This is a genomic window from Actinoallomurus sp. NPDC052274 (genome assembly GCF_040679475.1).
Classification (GTDB): Bacteria; Actinomycetota; Actinomycetes; order Streptosporangiales; family Streptosporangiaceae; genus Actinoallomurus; species Actinoallomurus liliacearum.
Genome location: NZ_JBFAUT010000013.1, coordinates 149,840 through 162,915, shown reverse-complemented (window position 1 = coordinate 162,915; position 13,076 = coordinate 149,840). Strand labels below are relative to the sequence as shown.

Below are 13,076 nucleotides of genomic sequence, written 5' to 3'. Positions count from 1 at the left end.
CCGATGGCGCTGGCCGTCGGCGGACGCCTGCCCCTCCGGGCGATCGTCGCCGCCGCGCCGGGGCTGCTGCGGCACGGCGCGACGCCCGGCGCGGTGCTCGGCGCGCTCACGTACGTCCTGCAGGGGCTCGCCCCGGCGCTGCACACCGCCATCCGGGGGCTGGGCGGCAGCGGGCTGCGCCTCGCGGTGACCCTCGACCGCCTGGCCGAGACCGGCGAGGTCCCCGCCGTGCCGCGCCCCACCGGAGACGGCGGCGACCTGCGGCTGACCGGCGTGACCTTCGCGTACGGGCCGGACGCCGAGCCCGTGATCGACGACCTGTCCCTGGCGGTCCCCGACGGCGACCACCTGGCGGTCGTCGGCCCGAGCGGCATCGGCAAGTCGACCCTGGCCCTGCTCGTCGCCGGGCTGCTCAGGCCCACGCGCGGCACCGTGCTCCTGGGCGGCACGCCCGCCTCGGACGTCGCGCCGGAGGCCCGCACGCTCATCCCCCAGGAGGCGTACGTCTTCGGCGGCACGCTCCGCGACAACCTGTGTCACCTGCGCGGGGACACCGAACGCCCGGATGACGACGAGCTCGCCGCCGCGGCGGCCGCGGTCGGCCTGACGGACCTGGTCGACCGCCTCGGCGGGTACGACGCCGAGGTCGACCCGGCCGCGCTGTCCGCCGGCGAACGCCAGCTCGTCGCGCTGACCCGCGCGTACCTGTCCCCGGCGCGGCTCGTCCTGCTGGACGAGGCCACCTGTCACCTCGACGCCGCGGCCGAGGAGCGCGCCGAAGCGGCCTTCGCCGCGCGGCCCGGCTCCCTGATCGTCATCGCGCACCGGATGACCTCGGCCCGGCGCGCCCGCCGGGTGCTCATGCTCGACGGCACGCGGGCCTGGCTCGGCCGCCACGAGGACCTGCTGACCCGCTGCGCGCCGTACCGGGACCTGCACGGGCACTGGTCCGCGAACGGCGTCGGCTCAAAGCCGACCCGCGCCGTCGGCGATACCGATGGCGTCGGCTCAGAACCGGCCCGCGCCGTCGGCGATACCGATGGCGTCGGCTCAAAGCCGGCCCGCGCCGTCGGCGATACCGATGGCGTCGGCTCAAAGCCGGCCCGCGCCGTCGGCGATACCGATGGCGTCGGCTCAGAGCCAGCCCGCGTCGTCGGCGATGCGGATGGCGTCGACCCGGTTGCGCGCCCCTATCTTCCCGATCACGCGCGACATGTGGTTCCGGACGGTGCGGACCGACAGGAACAGGTGGTTCGCGATCTCGGCGGATGACGCTCCCTGCGCGGCCAGCCGCAGGACGTCCAGCTCCCGGTCGGTGAGGGGGCTCTCGACGGTCTCCAGGGCCGCGAAGGCCAGCTCCGCGTCGATGACCCGCTCGCCCTGCGCGACCCGCCGGACGGCGTCGGCCAGGTCCTCCGGAGGTGCGTCGATGAGGAGATAACCCATCACTCCGGCGGCCACCGCGCGGCGCAGGTCGCCCGGCCGGCGGCGGTCGGCCATGATCAGGACGCTGCAGGAGGGCAACTCGTCGTGCAACGCGCGCGCGACCCCGAAGCCGTCCCCGAGCGCCAGGCCGGTGCCGATCAGGGCCACGTCGGGGTTCGTCTCCAGAGCGGTGGGCAGTGCCTTGTCCGCGGACTCTAAGGCGGCGCCGACCAACATATCGGGCTGTGCGTTGAGCAGGGCGACGAGCCCGCCGCGGACCAGGTTCGTATTCTCTACGATGAGAACGCGTATCATTTCCGCCTCTTGGCATTTTTGATTTCACCGCGCCGTCGATTTCCGAGGCTCGCTGAAATCTTTCGTACGCCGACTCAGGCAACCATGCCGTCGGCGACTAAACGTGAGAGGCGGGCAGCAGGCAGTAGGTGGCCACGGATGAACATCAGGAGGCTCCCGAGGGGCTGGGGGCGATCCCCTCAAGAGTGGATGACGATGGGTTAACAGTCAATCCCGCATCGTGGCGTGGCCGCCTCGGGCCGCACGGTAACAGGGTTACACAGCAAGATCAATTATTAAAATAATTGACGCTTACCATTTCTTGATTGTCAGGCCGATAGTCCGGCCCGCCAAACCCGCGCCACCTGCGGCACGCCCGGACGGTAGGCCAGGTGGATATGCGAGGGAGCGTCGAGCAGCAGGACGTCGGCCCGCGCCCCGGGCCGCAGGTGCCCCACATCGCTCCGGCGCAGGGCCCGCGCGCCCCCTTCCGTGGCCGCCCGTACCGCCTCCTCCGGGGTCATGCGCATCTCGCGTACCGCCAGGGCCACGCAGAACGCCATGCTGGAGGTGTAGCAGGAGCCCGGATTGCAATCGGTCGCCAGCGCGACCCGCGCGCCCGCGTCGATGAGGCGGCGGGCGTCGGGGTACGGCTGGCGGGTGGAGAACTCCACGCCGGGCAGCAGCGTCGCCACCGTCTCGGAGTCCGCGAGCGCGGCGACGTCGTCGTCCGACAGGAACGTGCAGTGATCGGCCGACGCGGCGCCGTACTCCACCGCGATCCGGACGCCCGGGCCGTGGCCGAGCTGGTTGGCGTGCAGGCGCGGCACCAGCCCGGCGGCCCGGCCCGCCGCCAGGATCTCCCGCGTCTGGTCGGCGTCGAAGGCTCCTCGTTCGCAGAACACGTCGATCCACCGGGCATGCGGCGCGCAGGCCTCCAGCATCTCCCCGGTAACGAGCCGGACGTAGTCACCCGGCTCCGTCCCGGCCGGAACGACGTGCGCGCCCAGGTAGGTGACCTCGTCGACCAGCTCGGCCGCGATGCGCACCGCGCGCTCCTCGTCGGCGACCGTCAGCCCGTACCCGGACTTGCACTCGATCGTGGTCGTGCCCTGCCGGACCATCTCCGCCACCAGCCGCCGTACGTTGGCGCGTAGCTCGTCGTCGGAGGCGGCACGGGTCTTCGCGACGGTCGTGCGGATGCCGCCGGCGGCGTACGGCCGCCCGCTCATCCGCGCCGCGAACTCCTCCGCGCGCTCCCCCGCGAAGACCAGGTGGGCGTGCGAGTCGACGAACCCGGGCAGCACCGCCCGGCCGGCCGCGTCGACCACCTCGTCCGCGTCGGGCGCGTCGGCCGCCGCCCCGACCCAGGCGACTCGATCACCGTCGATGACCAGCGCGGCGTCCTCGATCGCCCACCGCTCCGGATCGGCCCCGACCAGCTCACCGATGTTCGTGATCAGAATGCTCACGCCCGCCTCCCTCTCCCCGCCAGCATCGCACCCCCGCCGCCGCTCCCCTGGGCCCGAGAGGTGAACCCCGTCTGACATACGAGACGGCACCCACGCGTCGCCGAGCGGAGCATCTTCCGCCGCGCAGTCGCCCGGTCAGTGCAGCTCGTCGGAGAGGCGGACGAAGTGGTACCCGCACGCGAGCAGGTTCGGAACGGCCGCCCTTGAGATCGTCGCGGGTGACTCAGGCGGGCCGGCTCGGGATTCCGGACCAGCGGGTTCGTTCCGGGAGCCGCTCGCCCTTCATCACGAGGGACAGCGCGTCCACGGTCACGCCCTCGCCGACCACGCCGTCGTAGAGGACGACCGACCGGGCCCCGACGCTCGCTCCGCTCTCCAGCACGACGTGGGACATCTTCATGACCCGATCCTCGAAGAGGTGGGTCTGCAGGGAGGTGGCCTGACCGACGGCGACGTCGTCACGGATCCGTACGAGGTCGAACTCGGTCAGGTAGGTGGTCGCGATCCAAGCCCGCCGCCCGACGCCGACACCGAACAGCCGGAGCGCCCATCCCAGCATGGGGGTTCCGACGAGGGCGCCCAGGAGTGCCGGGACGGCGGCGGTCTCGTAGAGCGCCGTCACGAACTCGGTGCGGCGGACGAATCGGCTCCACAGCGGCTCCACCCGCGGCCGGTAGCACCCGACGATGAGCCACTTCAGCGCCGCCACGGCCAGGACGACGCCGAGCCCGCCCATGAGCGTCATCGCCGGGGCGAGCAGCGTTACCCCGGCCATGCCGAGCGTCCGTGCGAGGGCCGCGTCGCCGAGCACGACGAGGTAGGCGGCCGTTCCCAGCAGCGTTCCGGGTGCGGTGATCCGGAAGAACTCGATGACCAGCCGCTCGATCACCCGGAGCCGGGAGGGCTGGAAGGTGAGCTCGTCTCCGAAGTGCCCGCTGTCCTGGCGGCGCGGTAGCCGGAGCGCAGGGGAGCCGAGCCAGGACGTGCCGCCGGGTACGCCGTCGTGAGGAGCCATCGTCTGTACGCCCACGAGCGACCCGTCGCCGATGGTCGCGCCCGACCGCAGCAGTGCGGCGTTCCCGACGAACGACCGGCGGCCGACGACCGTGCGCCCCAGCGCCACCTGGCCATGGTGGTACGTGGCACCGCCCACCCCGGCCATGTCCGCGATGAAGCTCTCATCCTCCAAGGTCAGCAGGTCCGGGTCGAGGTGGGACGCGGTCGACACTTCCGAGCGACGGCCGATGCGCGCTCCGAGCGCCCGCAGCCATGGCGGCGTGTAGAGCGTGGCGTACAACGCATTCGTGGTGGCGAGACTGATCTGGAACAACCGGTCGCTGACCCATTTCCGGAACCCGAGCGTCGACGCGATCGGGTGGATGCCGGTCGGCGTGGCGGGCAGGACCAGCCGCTTGCCCACCGCGACGATCAGGCAGGTGGCGACCACGTACAGCGGGCCGGTCAGGAACGCGCCGAGGAGACCGACCGTACGGCCACCGGTGCCCAACGCCCACACGGTCAGCGCAACGGCCGGCGTCAGGGACACCAGCGGCAGGAGGTCGAGGAGGACGCACACCACCGCGAAAGCGGCTCGGGCGGGACGTGACCAGTCGTCGACCCGGCGGTCGCCCATCTCCCGCAGCAACGGATCGGGCGCGTCGCTTCGTGCCGACGGAGATCCCGTCCAGTACTCGCCGGCCGGGATCGACTGGCCGCGAGTGGCGAGGGACAGCTCGGCGAGCGCGGCGTCGTCGCCGATCCGGGCGCCGGGCTGGACCACCGCGCCCGCTCCCACGAACGTGCGGGCGCCGACCGAGACTCGATCGATCACCACCCGGCCGTTCTCCACCAGAGACGACTGCAACTGTGCGCCGTACCCGACGCAGGCATCGTCGCCGATGTCCAGCAGGGTGGGAATCGGGAGCCCGCCCGTGAGGATGTGACAGCGTCGGCCCACCCGCGCCCCGAGAAGCCGCAGGTACGGTGCGAGCAGCGGGGAGCCGCTGAGCGTGCCGAGCGGTGAGATCCCGACCAGGGCCTGCACCGCCCACAGGCGCAGGAAGGTCAGGCCCCACAACGGATAGGTGCCCGGACGCAGTCGGCGCGCCAGCAGCCGAATGCCCACCACGGGCAGCACGAACCGACCGGCGACGAGGCTGATCGGGATCGTGACGATGAGCCCCCAGAAGGTGGACAGGTCAAGCGCGCCGTGGTTGAGGCCGAACACGGCCGCGGCGGGCAGCCCGAACACCAGGAGCAGCGAATAGATCAGAGCCGACTGGACCAGGCCCGCCCCGGCGACGCGCGCCGTTCGGTGCCGTATCAGGCCCGGCCGGTCCTGCGCGGTATCGGACGCCGCACGTGCGGTCGCGTCGAGATGGCCCGCCAGCCGGCGGATCGACGGGTGCTGGTAGACGTCGGCGACCGAGACGTGCGCTGACGCCGTCTCCCGCCGCAGCGACGAGGCCGTCCGCGCGGCCAGCAGCGAGTGCCCGCCGAGGTCGAGGAAGAAGTCGGCCTCCACCGACACGTCCTCGACGTCCAGCCCGAACACCTCCGCCCAGACCCCGGCGATCAGGTGCTCGGTCGGGGTGACGGCGTTGACCACCGGCCCGCCGGAGGCGATCAGCCGTCTGCCGCTCGGCACCGGCAGGCTCTTGCGGTCCACCTTGCCGCTGGGCAGCATCGGCAGGGAGTCCACCACCTCCATGAACGCCGGGACCATGTAGGCGGGGAGCCGCGCGGACAGTCGCTGGTGGGTGCGCGACACCAGCTCGAGATCATCGCCCGTCTCGCCGTGCATCACGTAGGCCACCAGGTCGTCGCCGCCGTGGTACGGGGTGACGACCGCGCCGGTGACCAGGAGGTCTTCCAAGATGACGCTCTCGATCTCCTGCAGGTCGACCCGGTGGCCGCGCACCTTGACCTCGCTGTCCGCGCGGCCGAGGTACTCGATCTCGCCGTCAGGCAGCCTGCGTCCCAGGTCGCCGGTGCGGTACAACCGTCCGCCTCCGGTGATCCGCGGATCCTCCAGGAACCGGTCCGCGGTCAGATCCGGGCGGCCCAGGTAGCCGCGTGCCACCCCCGCGCCGCCGATGCAGATCTCCCCGACGGCACCGTCTGGGACCGGCTGCAGACTTTCGTCAAGCAGGGTGACGGCGTATGTCGGAAGGGGCCGTCCGATGGTCACCGGCCGGCCGGGGCGCAGCTCGGCCCAGGTGGCGGTCACCGTGGCCTCCGTCGGACCGTAGGTGTTGAGCATCCTGCGGCCTAGGCGTGCCCACCGTTCGACCAGCTCGGCCGGACACGCCTCGCCACCGACCAGCAGCGTCCGGACGAGCGGCAGTTCCCGGTCTACGGTGGCCAGCACGGTGGGCACGCAGTACAGCACGGTGATGCGGGCGTCCGTCAGGAACTCGGCGAGCCCGGTGCCGATCCGCCGTGCGTCCGTCGGCCCGGCCACCAGCGTGGCCCCGACCGCCCAGGTCGGCCAGATCTCCTCGATCGAGAAGTCGAAGGCGATGGTCATACCCTGGTAGACGCGGTCGGTTCGCCGGACGCCGTAGACCTCCGACACGACGTCGATGAAGTTGCAGATGCTCGACTGGGCGACCTCGACGCCCTTGGGACGGCCGGTCGAGCCGGAGGTGTAGATGACGTAGCACACCGGGTCGACGTCGCCCCCGGGGGTAGGCCGGGAGGCGGGGAGGTCGGCCGGAGCCGGCCCGAGGGCGTCCAGCTCGAGCACCGGGCAGGGCGCCTCCGCCGCCAGGGCTCCCTGGTGGGAGGACGACAGGACCACCTTCAGCTCGGAGTCCTTGGCCATGTACGCGACTCTGTCGGGCGGTGCGGACGGGTCGATCGGGACGAAAGTCGCCTCGGCCTTCAGCGCGGCCAGCAGAGCCACGTACATGACGGTCGACCGGTGCAACAGGATGCCGACCCGGTCTCCGGCCACGATCCCCTGATGAATCAGGTGGTGGGCCAGCCGGTTGGCGCGTTCGTCCAACTCCCGGTAGGTCAGCCGCTCGCCGTCGCACTCGAGCGCGACGGCGTCCGGTGTGGCGTCGCACGTCGCTTCGAAGAAGCGGTGGAGGCGCCTGACTCGCGATCGCGCCGGGCCGGTGCTCTCGGCGTGGCCGGTCCTCCGGTCGCCGGGGGTGTGGCGGACTCCGGGTGATGCGTCCGAAGGGTCGAGCCGGTTCGTGGAAGACGCTCGGTGAGCGTCGGTCCTCTCAACCACGGGGGGAACCTCACAGAGGGTGAGAAAAGGGGTTGTCTGCCGCGCCGCATCGGCTGTCCGGGCAGCGCGAATTCACCCGTCCGAATCGACGTGCGATCCGGTGGATTCACGCACGGAAGTCAGGTGTACCCGGCGGTGTCCGAACTCTCTGAAGAACCTTGACCGTGTCGAGAACGGTGGCCGGTTTCATCCTGGAATTCACCGAGCCGGCGCTGGAGCGCGCGATTCTCGGATCGTTCGCGAGAAAGGGATCAGGGCATCACGCCCGCATCAATGTGTCGATCAGATCTCGCCCGGGCGCGGGGTCGACACCGCCGGGATTGACCAGCCGGTGCTCTTCGTACCAGTCGGCCGTGGCCTCAGGATGGGGCCCGACCACACCGACTCGGCCGCGCCCGTAGGGTGCCACCATGGCTGCGATTCGCCCGTTGGTGTACGTCGCCAGGACCGTCACGCCGGACGCTTTCCCGCCCGTCCAGAAGTAGGGACCGTCCTGGAAGTAGAGCCGGATCCGACGATCTCGCCATCGCACTTCCACCAAGGTGTCCCGGTCTGTGCGCACGCTCGCGCCCGGAGTGGCGATGAACTGACCCGCGTCGCCGGGTAGCAGTCCGAAACCCGGGGTGGCGCCTGCCAGGTAGCCTCCCAGACAGAACCCGAGGTAACGTCCTCCGGCGGCCACATAGGCTCGGATATCCGAGGCATACGGTCGCATATGTCGGTATCCATCATCCAGTTCACCTCCGCCAGGCTGCGCGTACAGCCCCGCCCCGCTCAGCGCGGCCGCGGTCAACTTCGTCTGCTCATTCGGCCCTGCGTACCGGACGTCGAAGTTCCACGCCGAGTCGCGTATCAGTGCCGCGACCGCCTCTGGACATCCAGGTATCGCGGCCGGTCCGCGATACACCAGGGCCACCGGACGCTCGGCGGGATTCGCCCCGTACGCCGGCGCGGCACGCCGGTCCGCGCGGCCGGCCGGAGTCGACGGGCCGCGGCGACGGGCAGGATCGACCGCACAGGCGACAGGGGCGAACGCGGTCACCAGCATGCCCCCCGCAGTGACCAATCCGCCGCACAGCGTCCCGCGGCGGGAAAATGTCCCGACGTGCGACTCTGTCATTTTGCCTCGCCCCTACATGCCCCGACCGTACCGTCGCCATTTACCCCGGTACGTTTTTATCGCGCCCGGCTTCCGCTTGCACGCCCGACCGGCAGCGCGGCTCATTCTTGCTCCGACGAGAGCCTACGATCTCAATTCATAATGCAGAGTTAACGAAAGCGATCCCCCACGACGACCCAGGTAAACAAATCCTAACCGTTCCGCGGAAATGAGCAGCACTCCTCCCCCGCAGCCCACCCACACCAAACTACAAAAAGGTCCCATGTAGCGTTATCCAGACAAACAGGGCAATCGTCGATCCGGCGTCCACCATGCGTAGGACCGTTTTGACCGGCGGGAGGGCGAAAGCTCAGCCGGTAGGTACGACCTGGGTCATGCCTTCGTCCTGGATCGGTTGAGGTGCGGGCCGCCGGGCCGCGTCGCTGATGCGGATGAGGATGGCGATGAAGATCCAGTTCGACAGTAGCGCCGATCCGCCCTGCGCCAGGAAGGGCGTGGTGACGCCGGCGGTCAGCGGGATGAGTCCGGTGACGCTGGCGACGATCAGGAAGACCTGAAGGGCGAAGATGAATGAGATCCCGCCGGTGAACAGCTTCAGGAACGGATCGCGGGTGGTGAGCGCCGCTTTCATGCCGCGCTCCACCAGCAGCGCGAAGATCAGCAGAAGCACCATCAGCCCGGCGAGTCCCAGCTCCTCGCCGAAGGAGGTGAAGATGTAGTCGGCGTAGCTGACCGGGGTGAGGTACGGCTGGCCCTGCCCGAGCCCGGTACCCAGCACACCTCCCTGCCCTAGGGAGAACATGGCCCGCATGGGCTGGCCGCTGTCGGCGTAGTGTCCGCCCAGGGCGGCGCACTTGCTCACGAAGTCGCTCGTGTCCGACGTCGCGTGGATGAGGGAGGCCTGGGTCTGCTGGTTGATGACCTTGCCGCCGGTGGCGCAACCGCCGTCGAAGTACCCCCGCGGGTTCTCCCAGACGGCGAACCGCTGGTTAACATGGCCGAGGAAGGGCAGCTGGGTCGCCGCGAACGCACCCGCCGAGAACAGTCCGACACCGATCAGCACCCACGAGACCCGCTCGGTCGCGATGTAGAGCATCGCGATGAACAGGCCGAAGAACAGGACGCCCTGGCCGAGGTCCTTCTCCAGGACGAGGACCGCCACGCTGACCAACCAGATCACCAGGATCGGGCCCAGGTCCCGGCCGCGCGGCAGCGCGAGAGGGCCGATCCGCCTGCCCACCAGGGACAACGCGTCGCGTTTGGAAACCAGGTAGCCGGCGAAGAAGACGATCAGGGCGATCTTGGCGAACTCCCCCGGCTGGATCGAGAATCCGCCGAGCCGCAACCAGACCTTCGCGCCGCCCGCACCACTGATGGAGGACGGCAGCAGCCCGGGCAGGATCAGGAAGAACAGGCCGACCGCGCCGATCGTGTACCGGTAGCGCTGCAGTATCCGAAGGTCACGCAGCACCAGCAGCACCACCACGAAGAACACGATGCTGATGGCGGTCCACATCAGCTGGTTCGCCGCCGAGGCATTGATCGGGTAGCACTGCTGGCCCGCCGCCTTCGCCACGACGCAGTTCTTGCTGTGCTGCAGGTCGAGCCGGTAGATCATGGCCAGCCCGAGCCCGTTCAAGAACACCGCGAACGGGAGAAGGAGCGGGTCGGCGTACGGCGCGAACCTGACCACGATCACGTAAGCGATCCCGACGAGGACGGCGAGCCCGCCACCGTATCCGAACATCCCGGCCGGTAGCTGCCCGTCCCGTGCCAACCCGACCTGCGCGAAAGCGGCCAGCGTTACCGCCATCGCGAAACCGAGCATCACGAGCTGGGCAGCCCGGCGGGGACGAGCGGGACCATGAACCTCAAGCTCGGCGACCACTGCGGCTACTCCTCACGCCGATACTCCGCTTGCCTTCGAAGAAACGCTGGACAATTGTGCAACTTTGAAAGTTTCGTGCAGGCAAAGTGAGGAGCGGCCTCTTCGAGCGAGCTCAGTCGGTAAGAGCGACGATCGCTTGGGACAGGGCGGTGGGGACGTCGTCGATGAGCAGGTGGCGGCCGTCGCGGACGATCTGGTTGCCGGAGACCATGACGTGGCGGATGTCGGCGGGTGCGGCGGCGAAGACGGCCGACTCGGCGAGGTGGCCCGGGGCCGCGCCCGCCAGGCGTACGGAGTTCAGGTCCACGGTGACCAGGTCGGCGTACGATCCGGGCTCGATCCGGCCCGCCTCCGGCCAGCCGAGGGCCGAGTGGCCGTTGCACGTCGCGGCGGCCAGGAGCTCCCCGGCGGTCCAGTGACCGCGCTTGCGGGTGCGGAGCCGCTCGTCGAGCTCGACGGCGCGGGCCTCCTCGAACAGGTCGATCACCGCGTGCTGGTCCGACCCGAGCGAGAGCGGCGACCCGGCGGCGACCAGGTCGCGGGCGGGTCCGATGCCGTCGGCCAGGTCGCGTTCGGTGGTCGGGCACATGCACACGCCGCTCTGGCTGGCGCCGAGCAGGCCGATGTCCTCCGCGGTGAGGTGAGTGGCGTGGACGGCGACGGTCCGGCCGCCGAGCGCCCGCTTGTCGGCCAGCAGCCGGGTCGGCGTCACGCCGTACGTCTCGAGGCACGCCTCGTTCTCGGCGGGCTGCTCGGACAGGTGAACGTGCAGCGGGGCGCGGCGCTGCCGGGCCCACTGGGCGACGGTCCGGATCTGGTCGCCGGGGACGGCGCGTACGGAGTGGATGGCCGCGCCGATCCGGGCGTGCCCGTCCGCGCGCAGCTCCGAGACCCGGTCGGCCCAGGCGTCCGCGGTGCCGTCGCCGAAGCGGAGCTGTGGTCCCTCCAGTTCCCTGCCGATGCCGCCGGTCAGGTAGCAGGCGTCGAGCAGGGTGATCCGGATGCCGGCCTCGCGGGCGGCCTGCAGGAGCGCCTCGCCGAAGGCGTTCGGGTCGGCGTACGGCGTGCCGCCCGGACCGTGGTGGACATAGTGGAACTCGCCGACGCAGCTGATCCCGGCCAGCGCCATCTCGGCGTAGACCGTCCGGGCCAGCGCGAGGTAGGAGTCCGGGTCGAGCCGCGCCGCGACCTCGTACATGTGGGTGCGCCAGGTCCAGAACGTGCCGCGGCCGGCCTGCACCCGGCCGCGCAGGGCCCGGTGGAAGGCGTGGGAGTGCACGTTGGCCATGCCGGGCAGCGTCAGGCCGGGCAGACGCTCGGCGTCCGGCGGCGCCGGCACTCCGGGGGTGATCCGGACGAACCGCTCCCCGGCGATCTCGATGAGGACGTCGGCGGCGACGCGGTCGCCCAGCCAGGCGTGTTCGGCGTGCAGTTTCATGAGGTCAGCAGGTCCTCCAGGACGGTGGCGAGCGCCTCGACGCCGGTGAGGCAGTCGCCGGTCTCGGCGTGCTCCTCCGGTGCGTGCGAGACGCCCGTCGGGTTCCGGACGAACAGCATCGCCGTCGGAACGTGCGCCGACAAGATCCCCGCGTCGTGCCCGGCGCCGGTCGGCAGGACGGGCGCGCCGCCGAGCGTGGTGACGAGCCGGTCGCGCAGCCCGGCGTGGAAGTCGACGACCTGGGTGTAGGACTCCTCGGCCAGCGCGACCGCGACGCCGTGCTCACCGGCGGCCTTCTCCGCGGCGGCGCGGATCTCCGCGACCGTCGCGCGTACGGCCGCGTCGTCGGGCGCCCGGGTGTCGAGCCAGGCCCGGACGACCGAGGGGATGGCGTTCACGCCGTTCGGGGTGACGTGGACCTTGCCCATGGTCGCGACCGCCTCGTGGCGGGCGGCGGCGTCGCGGGCGGCCAGCACGGTCCGCGCGAACGGCAGCATCGGGTCGTGGCGGTCCCGCGGCAGCGTGGTGCCGGCGTGGTTGCCCTGGCCGGTGAAGTCGAACCGCCACCGGCCGTGCGGCCAGATCGCGCTCGCGACGCCGACGGGCACGTCCAGGGCGCGGCCCTGTTCGACGTGCAGTTCGACGAAGCAGCCGATGCCCGCCAGGAGGTCGGGGTCGGGTCCGATCGCCTCCGGGTCGTGGCCGTCGGCGGCCATCGCGTCGGCCCAGGTGACGCCGTCGCCGTCGCGCAGGCCCCGGGCCCGTACGGGATCGATCGCGCCGGTCAGCAGGCGGGAGCCGAGGCAGGCGACGCCGAACCGGGCGCCCTCCTCCTCGGCGAAGACGGCGACGCCGAGCGGCCGGGCGGGGGTCACGCCACGTTCGCGGAGCAGGTCGATCGCGGCCAGCGACGAGACGACGCCGAGCGGCCCGTCGAACGCGCCGCCGTCCGGCACCGAGTCGAGGTGGCTGCCGGTCAGCACGGCGTCCCGGCGCTCGCCGGGAACGTCCCACCAGGCGAAGAGGTTGCCGTTGCGGTCCTCCTCCACGGTCAGCCCCCGGTGCCCCGCCTCCTCGGCGAACCAGGCGCGGCACTCCCGGTCGGCGGCCGTCCAGGAGAACCGGCGGTGACCGCCGCCGGAGACGCGCCCGACCGGGAGCAGGTCCCGCCACATCTCTTCGTAGCCCATCGCCTC

At 71.1% G+C, this 13,076-nt stretch carries 7 protein-coding genes and 1 pseudogene; 1 reads left to right on the top strand and 7 read right to left on the bottom strand.

The window, feature by feature from the left end; all coding sequences use genetic code 11:
• Window positions 1–3 precede the first annotated feature (3 nt).
• Window positions 4–732, top strand: a pseudogene (locus AB0K82_RS14610) (ATP-binding cassette domain-containing protein); the annotation flags it as partial.
• Window positions 733–1,134: 402 nt separating this feature from the next.
• On the opposite strand, the gene AB0K82_RS14605 reads toward AB0K82_RS14610, so the two are convergent.
• From AB0K82_RS14605 to AB0K82_RS14575, 7 genes are all read right to left on the bottom strand, one after another.
• On the bottom strand, window positions 1,135–1,740 hold the full coding sequence (locus AB0K82_RS14605) for a response regulator transcription factor (protein ID WP_364396738.1): 606 nt from the start codon (window positions 1,738–1,740) through the stop codon (window positions 1,135–1,137).
• Between the two features lie 308 nt (window positions 1,741–2,048).
• On the bottom strand, window positions 2,049–3,191 hold the full coding sequence (gene hutI, locus AB0K82_RS14600; protein WP_364396735.1) for an imidazolonepropionase: 1,143 nt from the start codon (window positions 3,189–3,191) through the stop codon (window positions 2,049–2,051).
• A gap of 223 nt (window positions 3,192–3,414) precedes the next feature.
• Window positions 3,415–7,434 carry a Pls/PosA family non-ribosomal peptide synthetase gene (locus AB0K82_RS14595; protein ID WP_364396732.1) on the bottom strand — a complete coding sequence of 1,340 codons (4,020 nt, stop codon included), beginning with the start codon at window positions 7,432–7,434 and terminating at the stop codon, window positions 3,415–3,417.
• A 259-nt stretch (window positions 7,435–7,693) separates the two neighbouring features.
• Complete coding sequence (locus AB0K82_RS14590) at window positions 7,694–8,482, bottom strand: BPL-N domain-containing protein (protein ID WP_364396729.1); 789 nt, start codon at window positions 8,480–8,482, stop codon at window positions 7,694–7,696.
• A gap of 421 nt (window positions 8,483–8,903) precedes the next feature.
• Entirely contained in the window at window positions 8,904–10,367 is a 1,464-nt protein-coding gene (locus AB0K82_RS14585; RefSeq protein WP_364396725.1) for an FtsW/RodA/SpoVE family cell cycle protein, read from the bottom strand.
• A 187-nt stretch (window positions 10,368–10,554) separates the two neighbouring features.
• Window positions 10,555–11,880, bottom strand: coding sequence for a formimidoylglutamate deiminase (locus AB0K82_RS14580; RefSeq protein ID WP_364396722.1), 1,326 nt, complete (start codon window positions 11,878–11,880; stop codon window positions 10,555–10,557).
• Window positions 11,877–13,070: an allantoate amidohydrolase gene (locus AB0K82_RS14575; RefSeq protein WP_364396719.1), complete on the bottom strand. Its 1,194-nt coding sequence runs from the start codon at window positions 13,068–13,070 to the stop codon at window positions 11,877–11,879. The genes AB0K82_RS14580 and AB0K82_RS14575 overlap by 4 nt, the downstream gene beginning before the upstream one ends.
• Window positions 13,071–13,076: the final 6 nt, after the last annotated feature.

What these genes read in the sequence shown, in the direction of transcription:
- AB0K82_RS14605 (WP_364396738.1), bottom strand. Translation starts at nt 1,740, where the DNA reads ATGATACGCGTTCTCATCGTAGAGAATACGAACCTGGTCCGCGGCGGG.
- AB0K82_RS14590 (WP_364396729.1), bottom strand. Translation starts at nt 8,482, where the DNA reads ATGCTGGTGACCGCGTTCGCCCCTGTCGCCTGTGCGGTCGATCCTGCC.
- AB0K82_RS14585 (WP_364396725.1), bottom strand. Translation starts at nt 10,367, where the DNA reads ATGGCGGTAACGCTGGCCGCTTTCGCGCAGGTCGGGTTGGCACGGGAC.
- AB0K82_RS14580 (WP_364396722.1), bottom strand. Translation starts at nt 11,880, where the DNA reads ATGAAACTGCACGCCGAACACGCCTGGCTGGGCGACCGCGTCGCCGCC.
- AB0K82_RS14575 (WP_364396719.1), bottom strand. Translation starts at nt 13,070, where the DNA reads ATGGGCTACGAAGAGATGTGGCGGGACCTGCTCCCGGTCGGGCGCGTC.